We start from the raw sequence: 23670 nt of genomic DNA, 5'->3' as shown, positions 1-23670 counted from the left end.
TTCACGGTGAGCTCGATCCGTCCCTTCCAGCCGGCCGACCGCGACGATGTCTACGCGATCTGCGTCCGGACCGGGGCGAGCGGGCAGGACGCGACCGGTGCGTACTCCAGCGACGACCTGCTGCCCGATGTCTTCGCCGGCCCGTACGTCGCCTACCAGCCCGATCTCGCCTTCGTCGTCGACGCGGGCGACCACGTGGCCGGGTATGTGATCGCCGTCGCCGACAGCCTCGCCTTCGCCGACTGGTACGAGGCCGAGTGGCTCCCGGCGTTCCGCGCGAAGTACCCATTGGAGCGGGCCAGGGACGACGCCGAACGCCAGGCGATCGGCTTCGGACTCGACGTGCGCGAGGCGATCGTGCCCGAGGTCGACCGGTTCCCGGCGCACCTCCACATCGACCTGCTCCCCGAACTGCAGGGCCAGGGCTTCGGGCGCGCGCTCATCCGCACCCTGCTCGCGGCTTTGCGGGAACGCGGCGTGCCCGGGGTCTACCTCACGATGTCGCCCTCGAACCACGGCGCCCGGGCGTTCTACGAGCGGCTCGGCTTCACCGAGCTGCCGTCGAGCACACCGGACGCTCCGGCCCTCGCGATCGCGACCGACGCGACGCTCTGACGCCCGGGGTCAGCGTCCGACGAGCGCCGGGACCCGCTCGAACCAGTAGAGCAGTTCGGGGGAGGTTCGCCGCAGCTGGGCCAGCGTCATCGAGTCCTGCGGGCGCGTCACGGGGATGTCGAGCTCCTCGGCCACGCGCTCCATGTCCTCGAGGGACCAGAACTGCCCGCGCATCCGGATCAGGAGGCGGCCGTCCAGCCCGGTGATGAAGAGCTGGGGCAGGGTGTCGAGCGTGCTGCTCTCGTAGAGCTGCACCAGGAGGACCGACCCGACCTCCGAGGGACGCACGGCGACCACGCGGCCGAAGAAGCCGCGCTCCCGCACCCCGTCGGTGCCGACGGTGATCGTGACGCTCAGGAACGAGTAGACGCAGAGGACGGTGGCCGCCACGACCAGCAGGTGCGCGATCAGCACGAGCGGCCAGCCGCCGGTGGGGATCGACAGCCAGTAGAGCACGGCGAACACGGGGGTCGTCAGCGCCAGGATGGCGATCACGCCGCGCGTGAACAGGTACCGGAAGGGGCGCAGCACTGTTTCGCGCGTCACGCCTGTCTCCCGTCCGAGTTCCCGTTGCTCTGTCATCGAACCGAGCCTGACTTATCGGTCGGTGTCTCCGGTAGCGGCATTTTGGGGGACACGGGCCGCTTTCGCGGCGAGTTCGCGGGCGCGGATGCTGCGCACGCGGAACGCGCTCAGGATGGTCGCGAGCACCCCGACGGCGAAGAGGACGACGGTGCCGACGTCGTGCATCGAGCGCCCGATGAGCAGCGTGATCACCGCGATGACCGCGGTGGCGCACAGCTGGGAGAACATCTTCTTGCTCATCGTCCCCATCTAACAGGAACCGGGTTCGCGGTGCCGACCCGTGAGGTGTGAATAGGATGTCTCCAGATCGAGGAGGGGTGAGAGGTGGCGACGCTCCGGGATGTCGCGGCCTTGGCGGGGGTTTCCGTCAAGACCGTTTCTAACGTTGTGAACGATTTCGAGTTCGTGCGCCCGTCGACCCGTGCGAAGGTCCAGGCCGCGATCGCCGAGCTCGGGTACCAGCCGAACCTCGCCGCCCGCCAGCTGCGCGCCGGCCGCACGGGTGTGATCGGCCTTGCCGTCCCCGAACTCCGCTTCAGCTACTTCGCTGAGCTGGCCGATGCCGTGCTGGAGGCGGCACGCGCCCGCGACTACGTGGTGCTCATCGAGCAGACCGGAGGGGTGCGGGAGGCTGAGATCGCCCTGCTCACCGGCTCGCGGACGGCCATGATGGACGGTCTCCTGTTCTCGCCCCTCGGCCTCTCCATCGATGACGCGGATGTGCTCGACGTCTCCTACCCGCTGGTGCTGCTCGGAGAGCGGATCTTCGACGGCCCCACCGACCACGTCGTCATCCAGAACGTGGAGGGCGCCGCCCTGGCCACCCGCCATCTGCTCGACGGCGGCCGGCGGCGCATCGCGGTGCTCGGCGCGCACGAGGGGGAGCGGGTCGGGTCGGCTGCGCTGCGCCTCCGCGGCCACCGCAACGCCCTCGATCAGGCCGGGATCGCGTTCGACCCGGCGCTCGTGGTCGCGCGGGAGGGGTGGCACCGCCGGGACGGTGCGGAGGCGATGCAGGAGCTGCTGGACAGGGGAGTCCCGTTCGACGCGGTCTTCGCGCTCAACGATGAGCTCGCCCTCGGTGCCCTGCGCACCCTGGCCCAGCACCACGCGGCCGTTCCGGAGGAGGTCGCCGTCATCGGCTACGACAACGTGACGGAGTCGCAGTTCGCGATGCCGAGCCTGTCGACCGTCGACCCGAATCGCGGCCGCGTCGCCGAGATCGCGGTGGAGGCACTGGTCGAGCGGATCGCCGGCCGCGTGCCGGCCGGGACGGGCCCCCGGCTGTTCGACGTGCCCGCGACCCTGGTGAAGCGGGAGTCCGCTCCCGCGCTCGCTGAAGCCGGCGCCGGGACGCCGGTCTCCGCTTCGGTCTGAGGCGTCGGGAAACCGACGTTGACGGAGCCCGGCGACGTTTGTAGAATCGCTTCTACAACGTTGGAATTGCATCGTTGTAAACCCGACCCGATCCACGACGCGATCGGGCACACGAGAGGCATTCAATGAAGAAACTGCTTGCGACGCTCGCCGCCGCGGCCGGCGTCTCCCTGGCGCTCGCGGGCTGCTCCGGCTCGTCGGGCACGGACTCGTCCGGCCCCGTCACGCTCACCTTCTGGCACGGCTACACGGAGGCCGACGGCAAGGTGCTCGACCAGATCGTCGACGACTTCAACAAGTCGCAGGACGAGATCACCATCAAGACGACCACCAAGACCTGGGCCGTCATCGGCGACACCCTCCTCCCGGCGCTGTCGGCCAAGAAGGGGCCGGACATCGTCGCCATGCCGGCGGAGAACCTCCCGGTCTACGCCTCCAAGGGCGCCTTCGCGAAGCTCGACGACTTCTACTCGAGCGACGCGACGAAGAAGGCCTCGCTGAACCCGAGCGCCGTCGAGATGGAGAAGGTCGACGGGTCGTACTACGGCGTCCCGACCGGCTTCGTCCCCCTCTCGGTCATCTACAACAAGACTCTCTTCGACAAGGCCGGGATCAGCAGCTTCCCGACCACGTGGGACGAGTGGGTCGCCGATGCCAAGAAGCTCACGGTCGACGAGGACGGCGACGGCACCCCCGAGCAGTACGGGCTCGCGCTGCCCGACCACGCCACCGTCGGCAACGGCGTGTGGGCGAGCCTCTTCTACGGCAACGGCGGCGAGATCGTCGACGGCTCGACGTCCGCGCTCGACTCGAAGGCCAACACCGAGACGCTGACCTACTGGGCCGACGCCGTGCGCAACGGCAAGATCTCGCCCACCGGCCTCGACGGCGTCGCCTCCGACAAGCTCTTCTCCTCGGGCAAGGCCGCGATGGAGATCGGCGGCCCGTGGATGGCGTCGGTCGCCACCGAGAACAAGATCGACTACGGCATCGCCGGCATCCCCGCCGGGCCGAAGAGCTCCGCCGCCTCGACGATCGGCATCTCGGCCGCGGTGACGGCGCAGGCCGACTCGACCAAGAAGGCCGCCGCCGAGAAGTTCTTCGACTACTTCTTCACCAAGGAGGTCGCCACGAAGTGGTCGCTGGGTTCCGGCTGGCCGCCGCTGCGCACCGACATCCCCTCGTCCGCGGTGGCGTCGAACCCCGTCGTCGCCTCCCTCACCGACCTCGTCGGCGACGCCCGGCCGCTGCTGCCCGGTGTGGCCAACAGCACGGACGTGCTGTCGGCGGTCGATGAGGCCACCCAGAAGGCGCTCACCGGCGGCGACCCCGCCGACCTGCTGAAGTCCGCCTCCTCCCAGGTGCAGCAGGCCCTCGGGAACTGACACACCCGTGATCCACCCGGGCGGCCGTCGCAGTCACGGCGGCCGCCCACCACGAAAGCGACCATGACCTCACTCACCCGCTCCCGTGAGCGCAAGCGCGCGTACCGGCCGCCGGCCCCGCTCGGCGGGCGACCGCGCTCGGGACGCCAGGCGCCGATCGCACTCCTGTTCCTCCTGCCCGCCCTCGTCATCCTGATCGCGTTCGTCGGCTGGCCGATGCTGTCGGCGCTCAGACTCTCCTTCACCAACGCCAGCGGCTTCGGGATCGAGGAGTGGGTCGGTCTCGACAACTACGTGCGCGTCTTCACCGACCCGCGCATCCTGTCGACCCTCGGCAACACCGCGGTCTACACGGTGCTGTTCACCCCGACTGCCCTGATCGCGGCCCTGCTGCTCGCCCTGCTCCTCGGCAACCGCAGGCTCATCGCCCGCGGGTTCTTCCGCACGGCGCTCTTCCTCCCGTTCATCGTCTCCCTCGCCGTCGCCGCGTTCGCCTGGACCTACCTGCTCGACCCGCAGGTCGGCCTCCTCAACTACTGGCTCCGCTCCATCGGCATCCAGCTCGGCAACGTCCTGCAGGATCCCGCGCTCGCGATGCCGACCGTCGTGCTGGTGGCGATCTGGAAGAACTTCGGCTTCTACATGGTGATCTTCATCGCGGGCCTGCAGGAGATCCCGGAATCGCTCTACGAGGCGGCGAAGATCGACGGAGCGGGGGCCTGGCGCCGGTTCATCAGCGTCACGCTGCCCCAGCTGAGCAACACGCTCGCCTTCGTGATCGTGTTCGCGATGATCGCGGCCCTGCAGGCGTTCGACCAGATCTACGTCATGACCGGCGGCGGCCCGTACCGCTCGACCCAGACCGTCGTGATGGAGATCTATCAGGAAGGCTTCAAGAAGCTCGACCTCGGCGTCGCCACCGCGCTCTCCTACGTGCTGCTGGCCGCCACCCTCATCCTCAGCCTGGTGCAGTTCCGGTTCTTCGGACGACGCGAGAAGGACAACGCCTGATGACCGCCGCAACCGCAACCACCCCGGCGCCGGTCCGGACCGGAGCCTCGCGCGGGCGCCGCCGGATCGGCCGCACCACCGAGCGCTGGCTGCTCTTCGCCGCCGTGCTGGCGCTCACCGCGATCGTGCTCCTGCCCGTCGCGATCATCGTGTTCACCGCCTTCAAGCCCGCGGTCGAGGTCAACGCGTTCCCGCCGACCCTCGTGCCGGGCACCTGGACGCTGGACAACTTCACGAAGATCTTCAGCGACCTCCCGTTCGCGCGGCTGTTCCTCAACAGTCTCGTCTTCGCGGGAGGCGTCACGGTCTTCGCGCTGTTCTTCGACTCGCTCGCGGCCTACGCGCTGGCACGGCTCGACTTCCGCGGCAACCGGGTGCTCCTCGTCGTGATCGTCGCCAGCCTGATGATCCCGTTCCAGGCGACGCTCATCCCCGTCTACCAGCTGGTGGCGCAGCTCGGCTGGGTGAACAGCTTCGCCGGGCTGATCATCCCGCGCGCCGCCGACGCGTTCGGCATCTTCTTCCTGCGGCAGTTCTTCCTGTCGCTGCCCCGCGACCTCGACAACGCGGCGCGCATCGACGGGGCGGGGGAGTTCCGCGTCTTCCGGAGCATCGTGCTGCCGAACGCGGTGCCCGCCATGCTGACGCTCGCCATCTTCACGTTCGTGAACAACTGGAACGATCTGCTCTGGCCGCTCGTCTTCACGACGTCGCCTGAGATGGGGACGATCACGTCGGGCCTCACCCTGCTGACCGGCCCGAGCGGCATCATCCCCTACGGCACGATGATGGCCGGCTCCCTGATCGCGGTGCTCCCGCTCGCGGTCATGTTCCTGATCATGCAACGGCGCTTCATCGAGAGCGTCGCGACCACGGGGATCAAGTGATGACGACGACGGACCGCTGGTACCGCGACGGCCGGCTGCACCTCGGGCTCGGCATCGAGGACACCTTCGTGCCCCAGGCGCGGTCCGGCGAGCGCCCGATCGACGAGTACGAGCTGACCGAGCACTACGAGCGGTTCGGCGCCGACTTCGCCCTCGCGGCCGGTGTCGGCGCCGAGCTCCTGCGCTGGGGCGTGCCCTGGTACCGTGTCGCCCCCGAGCCGGGCGTCTGGGATTGGGAGTGGACCGACCGCGCGATCCAGTCGATGCTCGGGCACGGGATCCGGCCGATCGTCGACCTGCTGCACTACGGCACGCCGCTCTGGCTGGACGGGCAGTTCGCGCATGCCGACTACCCGCGCCATGTCGAGGAGTACGCCCGCCGCTTCGCCGAGCGGTACGGCGATCGGGTGACGGACTACACGCCGGTCAACGAGCCCGTCATCCACGCCCTCTTCTCGGGAGAGTACGGCTACTGGCCGCCGTACCTGGAGGGAGCGGACGGCTTCGCCCGCATCGCGGCGAACCTCGCCCGCGGATTCGTGCGCAGCCAGAGGGCGATCGCGTCGGTGATCGGCGACCGTGCGGTGTTCGTGCACGTGGACGCGGCGATGAGCTTCATCGGCGACGACACCGCGCCCGAGCACCGTGAGGAGGCCGAACGGCTGCGCCACCAGGTCCACCTCGTGGAAGACCTCGTCACCGGCCGCGTGGATGCCGCCCACCCGTTGCGCGACCGCCTGGCCTCGGCCGTGCCGGACGACGAGCTGGAGTGGTTCCGCGCCAACGCGGTGCATCCGGACATCATGGGCGTCAACTACTACCCGCGTCATTCCACCGAGCTCTTCGAACCCGGCGTGCGCCACGGGGGCGGCTTCGCCGACCCGCGACCGAGCGTCGACCGCGGCGCGGAGGGACTCCGGGATTCCCTGCTGTCGTTCGCGCGCCGCTACGGCGCTCCCGTGATGGTCACCGAGACCTGCGTGACGGGCACGGTCGACGAGCGACTCGCCTGGCTCGACGACTCGCTCGCCCTCGTCGAGGGGATGCGCGCCGACGGCGCCGACATCGTGGGCTACGTCTGGTGGCCGCTCTTCGACATGTACGAGTGGACCTGGCGGCACACGGATGCGCCCCGGGCGGACCACCTCCTCACGATGGGGCTCCACGACCTGGTCGAGTCGCCCGACGGATTGCTGCGTGTGGCGAACCCCGTCGCCGACCGCTACCGCGAGCACGCACGCCGCCTGGCGGACGCCGCCTCGACCACGACCTCCTCACCGACCGCAGACCACCGACGGAAGAACGAATGAACACTGCACACCTCTCCCTCCGCCCCTCCGCCGTCATCGGTGCGATCAGCCCGAGGATCTACGGCTCGTTCCTCGAGCACCTCGGGCGGGCCGTGTACGACGGCATCTACGAGCCCGGCCACCCGAGCGCGGACGCCGACGGCTTCCGCACCGACGTGATCGAGCTCGTCAAGGAGCTCGGCGTCTCGACCGTGCGCTACCCGGGCGGCAACTTCGTCTCGGGGTTCAAGTGGGAGGACTCCGTCGGCCCGCGCGAGGAGCGGCCCACCCGGCTCGATCTCGCCTGGCACTCGACGGAGAGCAACGAGATCGGCCTGCACGAGTTCCAGGACTGGCTCGACAAGGTCGGCAGCGAGCTCATGCTCGCGGTCAACCTGGGTACCCGCGGCGTCGCAGAGGCGCTCGACCTGCTCGAGTACGCCAACCACCGCGGCGGGACCGCCCTGTCGGAGCAGCGGATCGCCAACGGCCGCACCGACCCGTTCGGCGTCAAGATGTGGTGCCTCGGGAACGAGATGGATGGGCCCTGGCAGGTGGGTCACAGCACCGCCGAGTACTACGGCACGCTCGCGGCGAAGACCGCGCAGGCGATGAAGATGGTCGACCCGGACCTCGAACTCGTCGTCTGCGGCTCCTCGAGCTCGTCGATGCCGACCTTCGGCGAGTGGGAGCGGGTCACGCTCACGCACGCCTACGAGGACGTCGAGTACATCTCCTGCCACGCCTACTACGAGAACACGGGCGACCTCGAAGCCTTCCTCGCCTCGGGCGTCGACATGGACTACTTCATCAACAGCGTCGTCGCGACCGCCGATCACGTGAAGGCCGTCCGCGGCAGCACGAAGACCGTCGACATCTCCTTCGACGAGTGGAACATCTGGTACAACACCCGCTTCGAGACCGTCGACCGCATTGCGGGCGTCGACAACTGGCCGACCGCGCCCCGCCTCCTCGAGGACACCTACACGGTCTCGGACGCTGTCGTCTTCGGCAGCCTCCTGATCACCCTGCTCAAGCACGCCGACCGTGTGACCAGCGCCTCCCTCGCCCAGCTCGTCAACGTGATCGCCCCGATCATGACCGAGCCCGGCGGGCCGGCCTGGCGCCAGACGACGTTCTTCCCGTTCGCCGCCACGTCGGCGAACGGGCGGGGAGTGGCCCTCGACGTCCACGTGACCAGCGGCACGTACCCGACCGAGCGCTTCGGCGAGGTTCCGCTCGTGGATGCCGTCGCCACCCACGACGCCGAGTCCGGCCGGTACGCGATCTACGCGGTCAGCCGCGCGGTCGACGCGCCCACCGAGCTGGTCATCGACCTCGCCGAGCTCGGCGCCGACGCGGCCGGCCTCACCGTGAGCGCCCGTACCCTGAGCGACCCGGACCTCGACGCCGCCAACACGCTCGAGAACCCCGACCGCGTCTCCCTCGCCGAGGCCCCGTTCACGCGCGACGGCTCGACCCTCCGGATCGAGCTCCCCGCCGTCTCGTGGACGGAGATCCTGCTCGGCTGAGCGCTCGGCCCGACCTCGCCCTGAATAGTCACGACACGCCCTTCTCCGCGACGAGACGTCACGGGGGAGGGCGTGTCGTGCCGTCTCGGTGAGCTCCATTTCCGCAAAGCGCTCATCGCCGGTGGCCCCGACGGCTGACCTCCCGGTTCAACCGACCCAGGAGAAGATGTTCCAGCCGACGCCGATCCGCACCGGGGCTCCCCACCGTCCGGGCGTATAGGGATAGACCCACAGCTGACCGGACGCGTCACGACCGACGACGTCCGGTGCACCGTCCCCGGTGTCGTCGCCGGCGATGAGGATCCGGTTCATCACATTCCATCCGGTGCCGATGACGTTGGGTGCTTTCCACCCGGCCGGCGTGTGCGGGTAGACGAGCAGGCGTCCGCTGCTGTCGCGGGCGACGATGTCGGCGAATCCGTCACCCGTGAGATCGGAACCGCCGATGATCGTCGTCATGCCGCTCCACCCGACTCCTACGACCTGCCCACTCGTGGCGAGATCGCCGAAGCCGTTGCTCTCGAAGAGGAGGAGACGGCCGGCAGCGTCACGCGCGAGGAGGTCCGGGCGGCCGTCGCCCACGAAATCGCCCGCCGCCACGACCGCCGTCATGCCGCCCCATCCGGATCCGATGCGCTTCGCGGAGAGCCAGCCGTCGTGCCCGTTGCCCCGATAGAGCATGAGGTCCCCTGCGGCGTTCACGCCGATGACATCCGGGTAGCCGTCGAGGTCCCAATCTCCGGCGGAGACGACGAGTCGCATGGCGCCCCATCCCGAGCCGACCTGCTTCGACGTCGGCGTGCTCCAGCCGAGCCGCCCGTTCGTGCGGTAGCTCAGGAGACGTCCCGTGCCGTCGATGGCAAGCAGGTCGACGGGTCCGTCTCCGGAGTAGTCGTGCAGGGGAACCGGCCGCGGGGCATCGGCGAGGACCGCGTCGATGCCGCTGACGGTCTGGCCCCGCATGAGATCGATCGGCGTCGCCCGTGCAGCCGTGGGCGAGTCGCGCCAGTACTCCGAGACGGCGGGATACAGGAGATCGACACTGACGTTCGGGCTCGACGTGAATTCCACCAGGACCTTCGTGGCAGGCAGCCCCCTCATCCGGTATCGGCCGAGACTGTCCGGCGTGGCCGCACCGACGGTCGCCCGCTGGCCGTCAGCGGTGACAGCGTACGCGAGCACCCCGACGGGCTTCTGACTGAGACCGTGGTACACATAGCTCGTCGTGCCCGTGATCACCGCCTCGTCCGACAGCGTCCCGTCGATCCCCGTGACCTGCTGGTCGGCCGACACATGGACGAGAGCGGCTTGGGTCGGGAAGACGGTGCCGCCGTAGTAGACCGAGTCGAAGCCCGGGCCGGAGAAGTGAACGCGGTAGTCGCCTGGTGGCACCTGGCTGACGGAGTAGCGCCCGGTACTGTCCGCGGTCGCATACAGCGCGACGTCACCGGCCGGCGACTGGAGGAGGATCCGCGTATCCACCAAGCGGTGGGTGGGGTCGCTGCCGTTGTAGTGGACCGTCCCCGACACGCGTGCGCCGGAGGTCGCCTTCATATCGATACCCGTCACCGCCTGTTGCGCAGTGACGGTGATCGGCGTCGCGGTCGCGAGGGAGCCTTTGCCGCTCCAGAATTGGGCGGCGATGCCGTACGCGGGGGAGAACTGCACTCGGTACGTCCCCGGCCACAGGCCGCCGATCGTGTACCGGCCGTCAGCGTCGGTGGTGATCGCGACGATCGGCAATGCGGATCCGGTGCTGTCGTACGGGATCACGGAGGTCGCCTCCACCGGTGCTCCATCGTGGGTCACCCTTCCCGAGATCGTCGCCCCCGCCGGGATGAGGACGGTCGGGACCGTGGCACTCGCGCCGTCCGCGACGACGATGGGCGTCTCCGTCGAGAGCGACGGGGCGCCGCGCCAGTACGGGGTGAGGAGGTTGCCAGGTCTGTTCCATGACTCGAAGCCGAGCCGGTAGGAGCCGGCAGGCAGGTTGTCGAAGACGAAGTGGCCGTCGGCCAGCCCGGCGGCGGTGCTTCTCACGCCGCCGGCATCGTAGAGCGTTACGGACACGGCGCTCAGCGGCGTTCCTGGTGCGGCGGCAGCGGCAACCGTCCCGCTGATGCTCCCGGTGCTCGCCGGTACGGCGGCCTGGGCCGGCGGCGTCACCAGAGCGGCAAGGATCATGGACGCAGCGGCGATGCTGGCCGCACGCGCGAGGCGGGCGCGGAGGATGGGGCGGGGCACGGTCATCGGAGCCTCTTCGGGTCGGGCCAGCAGCGCGCACCGCGCTCGCGAAAAGCTATCACGCGGTATGACCAGATGCCCCGAGACGTTACACGCTGCTTACATTCGTGAGAGGTCGCCCGCAGCCCGATCGTCCGACGCCGGCGGCGGCTTCTGGAAGTACAGCGGCGCCAGCCCCAGGGTGACCCCGCACGCCAGCGCGTTCATCGCGGTCAACATTCCGGAGGCGCCGACGATGAAGCCGAGGAACGCGACCAGCAGGATCGCCAGGACCGCGAACGGCGCGATCTGCTGCGTGCGGTAACGCAGATCGCGCGGGCCTCGCCGATGCCTCTGGTTGCTCTCCGCCCCGAACCTCCTGCTGGCCCAGCCCATCGCCGAGATCGCCACGATGACGATGAGGGCGACCCACGACCAGTGCGCCCCCAGCGGGTCGCTGAGCTGGAGCGAGAGCGCCCACAAGTACACGGCGATGACGGCCACCGGGACCGCGAGGTTCAGATACCCCCACGGCCCGAAGATGATCTGTCCGGTCGCGGTGGGCCGATCGGCCCCCATGGTCGCCCCGCCGACTTCGCGATTCTGCAACATCCACCGACCCTACGCCCCTGCTGAGAGAGCGGTACCGCGAGCGGGCCACGCACATTCGTGCCGAATGTCGACTTACGCGCCGCCAGAGTGCACATTCGGCACGAATGTCGGCGCCGTCGTCGGCCTCTCCTCGGCGCTAGGGTTGCGGCGTGACCGACCTCTCGTGGCGTCCGCTGACCGTCTCCGACAGTGCGGCGATGGCCGACCTCCTGAACGCGATCGACGCGGAGGACCACGTGTGGGGGCAGTACACCGTGGAGGATGCGGCCGAGGAGTTGGAGTCTCCGGTCGACGACCTCCCGACCTCCACCCTGGCCGTGTTCGACGGCGCGACGATGGTCGGCTTCTCGGCGGTGCACTACAAGCCGGCGGCCGAGATCGTCCACCGGGTGCAGGCGGCCGGTGCCGTGCGCCCCACCCATCGCCGCCGGGGACTCGGAACGCGGCTCATGCGCCACGGTGTGGAGACCGCTCAGGAGCTGCACGCACTGCATCACCCCACGCTCCGGCTGGTCGTCGAATCCGTCTACGGCGAGCATGTCGACGGCGCCGTCGCCTTGTACCGTGCGGCGGGCATGACGGCGACGAAATGGAGCCGGCACCTGCGGCATCCACTCGGCGCCGCCATCCCGGACGCCCCGATCCCCGACGGCCTGCGGATCGAGGGCTACACGGTCGAGACCGACGAGGAGTTCCGCGCGGTCCGCAACGAGGTCGCCCTGGCCGAGGGGAGGTCGCAGCTCAGCGCCGAGGAGTGGAACGTCTGGGCGGTGAACTCCAGCTTCCGGCCCGAGTCGAGCTTCCTGCTCCGCGATGTCGAGAGCGGGGCGGCGGCCGGGGTGGTGCTGGTGGTCTCGTGGGAGGCGGAGACTGTGGCGACCGGTGTCCGCGACGCCTACTTCCGGGTCATCGCCTCGCGGCCCGCGTACGAGGATCGCGGCGTCGCGGAGGCCCTGATCTCGCACGCCCTGCGGGACGTGCAGGCCAAGGGCTACGGACGCGCCAGCCTCCGGGCCGATGCCGACCCGTCGAGCGCGGAGCTGCGGCTCTACGAGAGCGCCGGGTTCGTCACCCACGACACCCAGGTGCACTACAGCATCGAGCTCTGAAGCGCCCCAGCGTGCGTGGCCGCGCCGACACATTCGTGCCGAATGTCGGCTTGCGCGGCTCCAAAGTCGACATTCGGCACGAATGTCGCGACCGGCGCGCGGCGAGAGAGAGGGACTACTGGCGGAGAATGGGGGATTCGAACCCCCGAGGGCTTGCACCCAACACGCTTTCCAAGCGTGCGCCATAGGCCACTAGGCGAATTCTCCTTGGGTTGCCACCGCCTTGCGGGCGACGGCTCACAATATCCTAGCGGACGCGAGGAGGGGGTCCGTGCACGAGCCCCCAGATCGACCCGCTAGACTGTTCGACGGCTCCCCACGTGGCGCCATCCAGGCCAACTCCCCCAGGGCGGAAACGCAGCAAGGGTAACCGGGCTCTGGCGGGTGCGTGGGGGGTCTTTTTCATTCCATCGCCGCGGGGCGCCCGCGTAGAGTGAGGGCAGCATCGCCCGCTCTTCTACGTTCTGTAGAATGGGCATCCCGCCGAAGAATGGAATGGTGGAGTGACCGAGCAGATGGCCGAGCTGGCCTCCGAAGCGTATGTCGTGGGCTTCCCCCTGGTGTTCGACCTGGAGCAGGTCGAACGTTTCGTGAGCGCCGGGATCGGCGCCGTCCCTCCCACCCCGTACAACGTGTTCGGCCACGGGCGCACGCTGGCCGGACCGGCCGACACGTTCGTGTCGATCAACAACGACACCGTCTACTCGATGGCCCAGGTCGACCTCAGCGTCGGGCCGGTGCTGCTGAGCGTCCCGGAGGCGGGGGAACGCTACTACGTGCTGCAGTTCGTCTCGGCGTGGACCGAGAACTTCGCCTACATCGGCACCCGCGCGACGGGAGGCGGAGCGGGGGACTTCCTGCTGCTCCCGCCCGACTGGGAGGGACCGGAGGCCGACCCGGACGATCCCGCCGGCGGCCCGACGCGCATCCATTTCCCGACCCGCATCGCCTCCATCGTCGGCCGCTGGGCCGTGGACGGCGAGGAGGACCTCCCTGCCGTGCACGCCCTCCAGGACGCCCTGACGCTGACCCCGCTGCGCCGGTCGCTGACGCCTCCCGACGGCGTGCCCCCGGTGGCGCCCGCGGCGACCGAGGCGCTGACCTTCTTCGAGCGGATGCGGGTGTGGTCGCAGGCGTTCCCGCCGGCCGAGCGCGATCGCGCCGCGCTCGCGACGTACGCCGAGCTCGGCCTCACCGGGGACGTCCCCGTCGAGGCGCTCCCGGCGGAGGTCCAGGCCGCACTCGAGACCGGCTACGCGGTGGGCAAGGAGGCGCTCGAGGCCTCCCTGCGCACCGGAGCGCCGGTCGTCGACCACTGGCAGCTCACCCTGCACTCGTTCGACTACAACCTCGACTTCTTCGAGGTCGGGACGCTCGACGACCCGGCCTGGAAGCTCGACGACCCGCGCACCCGGTACGCCGTCCGCGCCGGCGCGGCCCTCGGCGGGCTGTGGGGCAACCACGGCTACGAGGCCGTGTACTCCGCGACGTACGAGGATGCGGACGGCAACGCGCTCACGGGTGAGCACGTGTACCGCCTGCGCCTCGCGCCGACCCCGCCGGTCGGCGCCTTCTGGTCCCTCACGATGTACGACCTCCCGGGGTACTTCCTCGTCGCGAACGCGGCGGACCGGTACTCCCTGGGCGAACGCACGAGGGGGATCGTGTACGACGACGACGGAGGACTGACGATCACGATGAGCACCACCCGACCGACCGATCCCACCGCGGCCGCCAACTGGCTGCCGACGCCGGAGGGGGAGTTCCGCCCGCTGATGCGCATGTACGCGCCGGGAGCCGCCGTGCTCTCGGGCGAGTACCGTCTGCCGGCCATCGAGCGGATCGGCTGAGACGTGGTCCGTTCGCTGTACATCACCTCCGCCGAGGGCCACACCGGCAAGTCGACGGTCGCGCTCGGCGTCATCGAGGCGCTGCGGCACTCCGTGGGCCGGGTCGGCGTGTTCCGCCCGATCGCCCGCTCGACGGTCGAGCGCGACTACGTGCTCGAGCTGCTGCTGGAACGCGTCACGGCCGACCTCTCGTATGAAGAGGCCATCGGCGTCACCTACGAGGACGTCCACGTCGACGCGGATGCGGCGCTCGCCGAGATCGTGCACCGGTTCCGAGCCGTGGAGTCCCGGTTCGACACGGTGGTCATCCTCGGCTCCGACTACACCGACGTCGGCAGCCCGACGGAGCTCGGCTACAACGCGCGCATCGCCGCGAACCTGGGCGCGCCCGTGCTGCTCGTGCTGGGCGGCCGCGTCGGGCAGGGCTTCGGGGAGCGTCTCGGCCAGGCCGAACCGCGCTCGCCCGAAGATCTGCAGCACCTCGCCGAGCTCGCTCTCGTCGAGATGCGCGCGGAGCATGCCGGTCTGCTCGCCGTGGTCGCCAACCGCGCCGACGGCTCCCGCCTCGACGAGATCGTCGAGGCGATCACCGAGATCGTCCCGGCCGAGCGCGGCGGCGACCGGCCGCCGGTCTGGGCCATCCCGGAGGACGAGTTCCTGGTCGCGCCGAGCATCCGGTCCATCGTCGAGGCGACGGGCGCGACGCTCATCGCGGGCGACGAGACCCTCCTCGGCCGGGAGGCGCTCGACGTCGTCGTCGCCGGCATGTCGATGGACAACGTCCTCCCGCGGCTCGTGGAGGGCGCGGTCGTCGTGGTCCCCGGCGACCGCACCGAGGTGCTGCTTGCCGTCCTGATGGCGAACGCGTCGGGGACCTTCCCGTCGATCGCGGGAATCGTCCTGAACGGAGGGTTCGACCTCCCGGAGCCGATCGAGCGGCTGCTCGCCGGCCTGCGTTCGCCGCTGCCGATCGTCCGCACCGGGCTCGACACCTACGACACCGTGGTGCGGATCACGCACGCGCGCGGCCGCCTGGCCGCCGACTCGCAGCGCAAGTACGACACGGCCCTCGCGCTCTTCGAGCGGCACGTCGACGCGGACGCCCTGCTGGGCCGCCTCGACGTGACGCGGCACGACGTCGTCACGCCGCTGATGTTCGAGTACGACCTGATCGAGCGGGCGCGCGCCGCGAACAAGCACATCGTGCTCCCGGAGGGGGAGGACGACCGCATCCTGCGCGCGGCCGGCACGCTGCTCGCACGTGGCGTCGCCCGTCTCACGATCCTGGGGGAGCCGTTCGAGGTGCGCTCACGCGCCATCGAGCTGGGCCTCGACCTCTCGCGGGCCGAGGTCATCAGCCCGTTCGACGACGTGCTGCGGTTCCGCTTCGCCACGGAGTACGCCAAGCTGCGCGCCCACAAGGGGATCACGGTCGACCAGGCGTCGGACACGGTCACCGACTCCTCGTACTTCGGAACGATGATGGTGCACCTCGGCCTGGCCGACGGGATGGTGTCCGGGGCGGCTCACACGACCGCGCACACCATCCGCCCGGCCTTCGAGATCATCAAGACCACGCCGGGGGTGTTCGTCGTCTCCAGCGTGTTCCTGATGGCGCTCGCCGACCGCGTGCTCGTCTACGGCGACTGCGCGGTCATCCCGGACCCGACCGCCGAGCAGCTGGCCGACATCGCCGTGTCGTCCGCGCGCACGGCCGACCAGTTCGGTATCGCACCGCGTGTGGCCATGCTCTCCTACTCGACCGGCGACTCCGGAGCCGGGGCGGACGTCGACAAGGTGCGCGCCGCGACGGCCCTGGTGCGGGAGCGGGCGCCGCAGCTGGCGGTGGCCGGCCCCATCCAGTACGACGCCGCTGCGGACGCCGCGGTCGGCGCCGCGAAGATGCCGGGCTCCGACGTCGCCGGACGCGCGACCGTCTTCGTGTTCCCCGACCTCAACACCGGCAACAACACCTACAAGGCGGTGCAGCGCAGTGCAGGCGCCGTCGCGATCGGGCCGGTGCTTCAGGGCCTGCGCAAGCCGATCAACGACCTGTCGCGCGGAGCGACCGTGGAGGACATCGTGAACACCGTCGCCATCACCGCGATCCAGGCGGCCCTGGCATGAGCGCCGTCCTCGTGGTGAACAGCGGCTCCTCCTCGCTCAAGTACCAGCTGATCGACGCCGGCACCGAGGAGGCGCTCGCGAGCGGCCTCATCGAGCGGATCGGCGAGGAGTCCGGGCACATCCGCCACCGTGGGCCGGGCGGGACGACCGAGCGCTCGCTCCCCATCCCGGACCACACCGCCGGGTTCCGCGCGATGCTCGACCTCTTCGCGAGCGAGGGGCCGAGTCTCGACGAGAACCCTCTCGTCGCGGTCGGCCACCGGGTCGTCCACGGCGGCAAGCGGTTCTTCGAGCCGACCATCGTGACCCCGCTGGTCGAGATCAACATCGAGGACCTCGCCGACCTCGCGCCGCTGCACAACCCCGCCAACCTGCAGGGCATCCGGGCGGCCGAGAAGGCGTTCCCGGACGTGCCGCACGTGGCCGTCTTCGACACCGCGTTCCACCAGACCCTCCCGCCTGCCGCGTACACGTACGCGATCGACGCGGAGCTGGCCGACAAGTACCGTGTCCGCCGCTACGGATTCCACGGGACGTCGCACAAGTACGTCTCGGAGACCGCCGCGGAGTTCCTCGGGCGCCCGCTCGCGGAGTTGAAGCAGATCGTGCTGCACCTCGGCAACGGCGCCTCGGCCTGTGCGGTCGACGCAGGACGCTCGGTGGAGACGTCGATGGGGCTGACGCCGTTGGAGGGTCTCGTCATGGGCACCCGCTCGGGCGACCTCGACCCGGCGGTGCTGCTCCACCTGGCGCGGCGCGCCCACCTCGACACGGATGCTCTCGACGAGCTGCTCAACCGGCGCAGCGGCCTCTTGGGCCTGGCCGGACGCGGCGACATGCGCGACGTGCGCCACGCGGCCGAAGCCGGCGATGCGTCCGCACGGCTGGCCATCGACACGGTGGTGCACCGGCTGCGGCACTACATCGGCGCGTACACCGCCCTGCTCGGCGGCCTCGACGTGCTCACCTTCACCGCGGGCGTCGGCGAGAACGACGTGCAGCTGCGCGCGGAGACGCTGGCGGGCCTCGAGGTGCTCGGGATCCGGCTGGACCCCGAGCGGAACGCGTCCACGTCGCGCGACGCCCGCGTGATCTCCGCCGACGACTCACCGGTGACCGTGCTGGTCGTGCCGACGAACGAGGAGCTGGAGATCGCCCGGCAATCCCTCCAGGCGGTCTCGGGCGAGGGCTGATCGGACAGGATCCACGATGCGGCGACGGGGCGGCGAGGGAGACGGACGGCGGAAGCCCCCCGCCCGATCCCCGCGGCGCCGCCCCGCCACCATCCTCGGCGGAGTGGTCGCGGCCATCGCCGCGGTCACCCTCGCCCTGGGCGGGTGCGCGACGACGTCCGACGGGGTGACCGGACCGCGCTTCGTCACGCCTCCGCTCATCCACTACACGTCGGTGCTCTGGCCGGTTCCCCTGCAGCTCGTCGGCGCGGAGCCGGGCAGCAGGCTGAGGATCGTCGCCACCCTCGCCAACGACCGGGGCACCTGGCGGTCGTCCGCGACCTACACCGTGCCCGCCGGGGGGATGCTCGACCTCGCCACCTCCCGCCCCCAGCTCGCCCCGTTCGCCGAACCCGATTCGGTCGGCCTGTTCTGGTCGCTCGACGGGCCGGACCTCTCCGGAGCGGCGCTCGCGACGCAGTGGATGCACGACACCCTCCCGGTGACGCTCTCGGCCTTCGACGCGGACCGGCTGGTCGCGTCGCGGACGTTCGAGTTGCAGGGCCTCGCCGACGGGCTGCGGCCGCACACGCTGTACACGCGCGACCTGCAAGGCGCGATCCCGTCGCGGTTCCCTCGGGAGACCCACGAGGACCAGCCCGTCGCGCAGTTCTGGAGTGCGACCACGCAGGAGCGCCCGATCACCCCCGGCGTCCTGATGTTCGACGACCCGGCGCCCGGCGCCTCCTCGGGATTCGCGGCGCCGCTCCTCGCCCGGTTCGGGGCATCCGTGCTGGTGCTCCCGGTGTCGTCGGCACCCGACGGCGTGCACGCCTCCAGCGTCGTCGACAGCACGACCGTCGAGCGCGCCCTCGCGTGGCTCGGTGAGCAGAAGGGCATCGACACCCGCAACCTCTACGTCTACGGCACCGGTGTCTCCGAGCCGCTCGCCCTCTGGGCGGCGACGCGGTTCCCGACGCGAGTGCACGGGGTCTTCGCCGCGGGAGGGGCGCCACAGCTGCTCTGCCTGCCGTCCGGATCGACGGCGCCCGCGTTCGAGGACGGCGCGGGACTGCCGTGCCGCGTCGATCCCGGCCCCGTCTCCGCCGCCTCGGTGATCGCGCTCGGCCGCGTGGACGGCCCGGTGGTCCTCGCCTGCGGCGCCCGGGATACGGTGCTGCCGTCGGCGTGCTCCGGCCAGGCCGCGCTCGCCGTGGCGCGCGGGGTGCGCGCCGGCGACAGCATCCAGAGTGCGCCGCGGGCCGGACACGCCGTGACCGTGCCGCCGGGACTGCCGGTGTCGCTCCCCGAGGGCGGCTCGGAGGCCCCGGCCGGCTCGGGCGCGGACGCGCAGGCGACGGAGCAGGCGCGTGTCGCCTTCTGGAACGCCGTGGCCCAGATCGTCCTGAGAGCGACGCGCTCGTGAGGGTCTCCCGGATCCTCGCGGCCCTCGCGGTCGCCGCCCTCGGCCTCGCGTCGCTGGCCGGCTGCACGACCGCGCGTGCGGGCGGACCGCGCTTCGTCGTCGAGGCGAACCCGACGGGGGTGTGGGAGCCGGCGCGGATCAGCCTCCACGGGCTCCCGCCCGGCGGACGGGTGACGATCACCGCCGTCGCGCAGACGGGCGGCACCTGGTCGTCCCACGCCGTGTACGCCGTGCCTCCGGACGGCGAGGTGGATCTGGCGCGGCAGGCGCCCGTGGAGGCGCCGTTCTCGGGGGCGGATCCGATGGGCCTCTTCTGGACGATGCGGCGCGCGGACGGCGGCGCCGCGACCTCCGATCAGACCTGGGGCGGCGCGACGGTTTCGGTCGGCCTGAGCGCGACCATCGGCGGCCTGCGCGTGGCGTCGACGCACGTGCAGCGGGTGGGACTGACCGCCGCAGCGCCCGCGGCAGCGGTCTTCGACGACGGGCTGAGCGCCGACTACTTCGCGCCCGTGCTGCGCCCGGAGGGCCTCCGCCCCGGGGTACTCGTCCTCGACGGGACCGACCCCGGTACGCCGACCGGGGTGCTCGCCGCCGCGACCCTGTCGGCGATGGGATACCCCGCCCTCGACCTCTCGACGTTCGGCAGCGCCGGGCAGCTCGAGCCGCGCCGCACCGTCCCCGCCGAGCGGCTGCTCGCGGCCGTCGACTGGCTGAAGTCGCAGCCGGGCGTGGACGACGAGCGCATCTTCGTCATGGGCACCTCGCGCGGCGCGCAGCTCGCGCTCTGGCTCGCGGTCGCGCATCCCGGGCTGGTCTACGGCGCGATCGCCCCGGGAGGCACGACCGGTCTGGTGTGCCCGTCCCCGGTCCCGAACCCGGCGATCACCGTGGGCGGCGCGTGGGTCCCCTGCACGACCGGCACGACCGACGTGCGGGCGTCGTCCGTGCTCGATCTCGGACGCATCCGCGGACCGGTCGTCCTCGGCTGCGCGGGGAGCGACGAGCAGCTGACGAACGGATGCACGTGGATGGATGAGGCGGCGCGCCTGTGGCCGGCGCGACCGGGCGACACCTACGTCAGGGCCGCCGGTGCGGAGCACCTCTTCTACACCCCGCCATACACTCCGCTGAACCTCCCGGACGGCGCTGCGGCGCAGGCGACGGAGCGGGGGCGGGAGGCCGTGTGGCGGGCGATCGCGGCGGCCCTGACGGCGCCCTCCACCGTCCCCGGTCACTGACCCGCCCGCCCGCCCGATTGTCAGCGGCGGCAAGTAGCATGTGGGAGTGGTAACCGCTCTCTATCGCCGATATCGGCCCGACACCTTCGCCGACATGATCGGCCAATCGCAGGTGACGGAGCCGCTGATGACGGCGCTGCGCACCAATCGCGTGAACCACGCCTACCTCTTCTCCGGTCCGCGCGGCTGCGGTAAGACGACGTCGGCCCGCATCCTGGCCCGCTGCCTCAACTGTGCGGAGGGTCCCACCGACACCCCATGCGGAAAGTGCGCGAGCTGCGTCGAGCTCAGCCGTGACGGCAGCGGATCCCTCGACGTGGTCGAGATCGACGCCGCCAGCCACAACGGCGTCGACGACGCGCGCGACATCCGCGAGCGCGCGATCTTCGCCCCGGCGCGCGACCGCTACAAGATCTTCATCCTCGACGAGGCGCACATGGTGACGCCGCAGGGCTTCAACGCACTGCTCAAGATCGTCGAGGAGCCGCCGGAGCACGTGAAGTTCATCTTCGCGACGACGGAGCCCGAGAAGGTCATCGGCACCATCCGCTCCCGCACCCACCACTACCCGTTCCGGCTCGTGCCGCCCGCGCAGATGCTCGAGTACGTGCAGAGCCTGTGCGACAGCGAGGGCATGACGGTCGCGCCCGGTGTGCTGCCGCTGGTGGTGCGCGCAGGCGGCGGTTCGCCGCGTGACACGCTCTCGCTGCTCGACCAGCTGATGGCCGGCTCCGAGGGCGAGGCCATCGAGTACGAACGGGCCGTCGCCCTGCTCGGCTACACCCACGCCGCCCTGCTCGACGAGGTCATCGACGCCATCGCGGCGCGGGATGCGGCCGGCGCGTTCGCCGCCGTCGACCGCGTCATCCAGACCGGACAGGACCCGCGCCGGTTCGTCGAGGACCTGCTGGAGCGCCTGCGCGACCTCATCGTCGTCGCCGCGACCAGCGTCGACGGCGCCGCGGCCGTGCTCCGCGGCGTGCCGCAGGACGAGCTGGACCGCATGGGAATGCAGGCCATGAAGTTCGGCGCTGCCGAACTCAGCCGCGCCGCCGACATCGTCAACGCCGCCCTCACCGAGATGACGGGCGCGACCTCGCCCCGACTCCACCTCGAGCTCCTGCTCGCCCGCGTGCTGGTCCCGTCGAGCGACGCCTCCGAGCGCGGTGCGCTCGCCCGCGTCGAGCGCCTGGAACGCCGTGTCGGTGTCAGCGACGGCGACGGGGGAGCGGCTGCGGCAGCCTCCCGGGCCGCCGCGCCCGAGGCTCCGGTGCGCCCGGCCGCCACCCCTGCTGCTCCCGTGCGCGCGTCTGCGGCTCCGCAGCCGGTCGCGGCGTCGGCGCCGGTCTCGAGTCCGAGCGCCGAGGCGGTTCCCGCTGAACCGGCTCCGGCCGCTCCCGCCGTTTCGACTCCGGCCGAGACGGCTCCCGCTGCGGAGAAGCCCGCGCCCACGGCCGAGAAGGCGGCTCCGGCCGCGGAGAAGGCTGCGCCCGCACCCGCTGCGCCCGCGCCCGCATCCGCTGTGACCCCCGCCCCGGTCGGGCCCGTCACCACGCAGCAGGTCAAGGACTCCTGGACGCAGATCCTGGATGCCGTCCAGCGCGCCAAGCGCAGCGCCTGGATGGTCGTCTTCACGGCCCAGGTCCGCGCGCTCGACGGCGACGTGCTCACGCTGTCGTTCCCGAGCGACAACGACGTCCAGAGCTTCCGGCAGTCGCAGGCTCCCGGCACCCCCGGCGTCAGCGAGTACCTCCGGCAGGCGATCGTCGACATCCTCGGCATCCGCGTGAAGTTCATCGCGCGCGCCGACGGTGGTCCCGGCGGCGGTCAGCGCCCCGGTGCCGGCGCCCCCACCGCTCCGGTCGCCGACACGTGGCCGGGCGATGCCAACGCCGCCGGTCAGTCGGCTCCCGCGGCGTCCGCCTCCTCCCCTGCCCCCGCGCCAGCGAATGCTGCCCCTGCCGTTTCCGCTCCGCGGACGGAGCAGGCCGCAGCCCCGAAGGCGCCCGAGGCGTCCGCGCCGACGGGTCCGGTCACCGACTGGGCGATCGTGAGCATCCCCGGTGCCGGTGCGGCTCCCGCCGCCACGGCTGTCGCGACGATGGAGCGCCCCGCGGCTCCGGCCGCCGCCCCCGCGCCGACGCGCCCGGCCGCGACCCCGGCCACCCCGAAGGGGCCCGCGCCGACCGCTCCCGCGGCGGACGAGCCGCCCTTCGACGACGTGCCGCCGGACGAGACCGAGCCGCCCTTCGAGCCGCCCACGCCCGACGAGCCCGCCGGTGACTGGTCGGTCGCCCCTGCCTCCACGGACGGCCCGGCTCCTGCCTCGCCCCCTTCGGCGCCGCCCGCGCGCGCGGCGTCCGTCCCCGCATCCGCGCCCGCCGCTTCCACCACCTCTCCTTCCGCCGCCCCGGCTCCCGCCGCGCAGCGCTCGGCGGCCGCGACCGGTGCCCGCACGCCCACCTTCCAGGAGCCGCAGCGCTACGGCGAGGCCGTCGTGCGCGAGCTGCTCGGCGCGACGTTCATCGAAGAGATCGACGCCCCGCCCACGATGGGGATGAGGTAACCGGTGTACGAAGGCATCGTCCAGGAGCTGATCGACGAGCTCGGCCGCCTGCCGGGCATCGGCCCGAAGTCGGCGCAGCGCATCGCGTTCCACATCCTCCAGACCGAGACGTTCGACGTCACCCGGCTGGCGGAGGTGCTGCTCGAGGTGCGCGACAAGGTCCGGTTCTGCGCGATCTGCGGCAACGTCTCCGAACAGGAGACCTGCACCATCTGCCGCGACCCGCGCCGCTCGCCCGAGCTCATCTGCGTCGTCGAAGAGGCGAAGGACGTCGTCGCGATCGAGCGCACCCGCGAGTTCCGCGGGCTCTACCACGTGCTCGGCGGTGCGATCAGCCCGATCGACGGCATCGGCCCCGATGACCTGCGCATCCGGCAGCTGATGCAGCGCTTGGCCGACGGCACCGTGCAGGAGGTCATCATCGCCACCGACCCCAACCTCGAGGGCGAGGCGACGGCCACCTACCTCAGCCGCCTGCTGACCACACTCGAGATCCGGGTCACCCGGCTGGCCTCCGGCCTCCCCGTCGGCGGCGACCTCGAGTACGCCGACGAGGTCACGCTCGGTCGCGCTTTCGAAGGCCGCCGCCAGGTCTCCTGACCCGCAGCAAGCGGCGCCGAGTCCCTCCCCACGCCGTGTCGTCATATGGGGATCGGGGCATGC

19 protein-coding genes, 1 tRNA gene and 1 other RNA gene are annotated in these 23670 nt (G+C 71.1%); 16 read left to right on the top strand and 5 right to left on the bottom strand.

Annotation, left to right across the window (positions count from 1 at the left end; translation table 11 throughout):
* Window positions 1-6: 6 nt before the first annotated feature.
* Window positions 7-615 carry a GNAT family N-acetyltransferase gene (locus HNR14_RS21285; RefSeq protein ID WP_179699980.1) on the top strand — a complete coding sequence of 203 codons (609 nt, stop codon included), beginning with the start codon at window positions 7-9 and terminating at the stop codon, window positions 613-615.
* Between the two features lie 9 nt (window positions 616-624).
* On the opposite strand, the gene HNR14_RS03985 is transcribed toward HNR14_RS21285, so the two are convergent.
* Window positions 625-1161 carry a hypothetical protein gene (locus HNR14_RS03985; protein WP_343064409.1) on the bottom strand — a complete coding sequence of 179 codons (537 nt, stop codon included), beginning with the start codon at window positions 1159-1161 and terminating at the stop codon, window positions 625-627.
* A gap of 51 nt (window positions 1162-1212) precedes the next feature.
* Window positions 1213-1440, bottom strand: a complete 228-nt coding sequence (locus HNR14_RS03980) for a hypothetical protein (RefSeq protein WP_179699978.1) — start codon at window positions 1438-1440, stop codon at window positions 1213-1215.
* An 84-nt stretch (window positions 1441-1524) separates the two neighbouring features.
* Between HNR14_RS03980 and HNR14_RS03975 the strand changes: the two genes are divergently transcribed.
* The 6 genes from HNR14_RS03975 to arfA all read left to right on the top strand — a co-directional run bounded on the left by HNR14_RS03975 (window position 1525) and on the right by arfA (window position 8681).
* The gene (locus tag HNR14_RS03975; protein WP_179699977.1) at window positions 1525-2577 is read left to right on the top strand and encodes a substrate-binding domain-containing protein; all 1053 of its coding nucleotides are present in this window, start codon (window positions 1525-1527) and stop codon (window positions 2575-2577) included.
* A gap of 125 nt (window positions 2578-2702) precedes the next feature.
* On the top strand, window positions 2703-3962 hold the full coding sequence (locus tag HNR14_RS03970; RefSeq protein ID WP_179699976.1) for an ABC transporter substrate-binding protein: 1260 nt from the start codon (window positions 2703-2705) through the stop codon (window positions 3960-3962).
* 63 nt (window positions 3963-4025) lie between these two features.
* Window positions 4026-4973 carry a carbohydrate ABC transporter permease gene (locus HNR14_RS03965; protein ID WP_179699975.1) on the top strand — a complete coding sequence of 316 codons (948 nt, stop codon included), beginning with the start codon at window positions 4026-4028 and terminating at the stop codon, window positions 4971-4973.
* On the top strand, window positions 4973-5860 hold the full coding sequence (locus tag HNR14_RS03960; RefSeq protein ID WP_179699974.1) for a carbohydrate ABC transporter permease: 888 nt from the start codon (window positions 4973-4975) through the stop codon (window positions 5858-5860). The genes HNR14_RS03965 and HNR14_RS03960 overlap by 1 nt, the downstream gene beginning before the upstream one ends.
* Window positions 5860-7170, top strand: a complete 1311-nt coding sequence (locus HNR14_RS03955) for a family 1 glycosylhydrolase (protein ID WP_179699973.1) — start codon at window positions 5860-5862, stop codon at window positions 7168-7170. Before HNR14_RS03960 ends, HNR14_RS03955 begins: the two co-directional genes overlap by 1 nt.
* Window positions 7167-8681: an arabinosylfuranosidase ArfA gene (gene arfA, locus HNR14_RS03950; RefSeq protein WP_179699972.1), complete on the top strand. Its 1515-nt coding sequence runs from the start codon at window positions 7167-7169 to the stop codon at window positions 8679-8681. Before HNR14_RS03955 ends, arfA begins: the two co-directional genes overlap by 4 nt.
* A gap of 147 nt (window positions 8682-8828) precedes the next feature.
* On the opposite strand, the gene HNR14_RS03945 is transcribed toward arfA, so the two are convergent.
* A complete protein-coding gene (locus HNR14_RS03945) occupies window positions 8829-10931 on the bottom strand; it encodes a carboxypeptidase regulatory-like domain-containing protein (RefSeq protein ID WP_179699971.1) in 2103 nt (700 codons plus the stop codon).
* 93 nt (window positions 10932-11024) lie between these two features.
* Complete coding sequence (locus HNR14_RS03940) at window positions 11025-11516, bottom strand: hypothetical protein (protein WP_179699970.1); 492 nt, start codon at window positions 11514-11516, stop codon at window positions 11025-11027.
* A 149-nt stretch (window positions 11517-11665) separates the two neighbouring features.
* Here HNR14_RS03940 and HNR14_RS03935 point away from each other — a divergent pair, with 149 nt between their 5' ends.
* Entirely contained in the window at window positions 11666-12625 is a 960-nt protein-coding gene (locus tag HNR14_RS03935) for a GNAT family N-acetyltransferase (RefSeq protein WP_179699969.1), read from the top strand.
* 119 nt (window positions 12626-12744) lie between these two features.
* Here HNR14_RS03935 and HNR14_RS03930 read toward each other — a convergent pair.
* Window positions 12745-12832, bottom strand: a tRNA-Ser gene (locus HNR14_RS03930).
* Window positions 12833-12932: 100 nt separating this feature from the next.
* On the opposite strand from HNR14_RS03930, the gene ffs reads away from it, so the two are divergent.
* The 8 genes from ffs to recR all read left to right on the top strand — a co-directional run bounded on the left by ffs (window position 12933) and on the right by recR (window position 23607).
* Window positions 12933-13029: signal recognition particle sRNA small type (ffs, locus tag HNR14_RS03925), an RNA gene on the top strand.
* Between the two features lie 99 nt (window positions 13030-13128).
* Window positions 13129-14475 (top strand): DUF1254 domain-containing protein, encoded by a 1347-nt coding sequence (locus HNR14_RS03920; RefSeq protein ID WP_343064408.1) that lies wholly within the window; start codon window positions 13129-13131, stop codon window positions 14473-14475.
* Window positions 14476-14478: 3 nt separating this feature from the next.
* A complete protein-coding gene (gene pta, locus HNR14_RS03915) occupies window positions 14479-16602 on the top strand; it encodes a phosphate acetyltransferase (protein WP_179699968.1) in 2124 nt (707 codons plus the stop codon).
* Window positions 16599-17795 carry an acetate/propionate family kinase gene (locus HNR14_RS03910; protein WP_179699967.1) on the top strand — a complete coding sequence of 399 codons (1197 nt, stop codon included), beginning with the start codon at window positions 16599-16601 and terminating at the stop codon, window positions 17793-17795. Before pta ends, HNR14_RS03910 begins: the two co-directional genes overlap by 4 nt.
* A 103-nt stretch (window positions 17796-17898) precedes the next feature.
* Window positions 17899-19200: an acyl-CoA thioesterase/bile acid-CoA:amino acid N-acyltransferase family protein gene (locus HNR14_RS03905; RefSeq protein ID WP_343064407.1), complete on the top strand. Its 1302-nt coding sequence runs from the start codon at window positions 17899-17901 to the stop codon at window positions 19198-19200.
* Complete coding sequence (locus HNR14_RS03900; RefSeq protein ID WP_343064406.1) at window positions 19197-20441, top strand: acyl-CoA thioesterase/BAAT N-terminal domain-containing protein; 1245 nt, start codon at window positions 19197-19199, stop codon at window positions 20439-20441. Before HNR14_RS03905 ends, HNR14_RS03900 begins: the two co-directional genes overlap by 4 nt.
* A 46-nt stretch (window positions 20442-20487) precedes the next feature.
* A complete protein-coding gene (locus tag HNR14_RS03895; RefSeq protein ID WP_179699965.1) occupies window positions 20488-23007 on the top strand; it encodes a DNA polymerase III subunit gamma and tau in 2520 nt (839 codons plus the stop codon).
* Window positions 23008-23010: 3 nt separating this feature from the next.
* Complete coding sequence (gene recR / locus HNR14_RS03890) at window positions 23011-23607, top strand: recombination mediator RecR (protein WP_021759103.1); 597 nt, start codon at window positions 23011-23013, stop codon at window positions 23605-23607.
* The last annotated feature ends 63 nt before the right edge of the window (window positions 23608-23670 follow it).

The organism is Leifsonia naganoensis, assembly GCF_013410615.1.
GTDB classification, from domain to species: Bacteria; Actinomycetota; Actinomycetes; order Actinomycetales; family Microbacteriaceae; genus Leifsonia; species Leifsonia aquatica.
The sequence above is the reverse complement of the archived record's forward strand: the minus strand, read 5'-3'. Positions and strand labels throughout refer to the sequence as shown.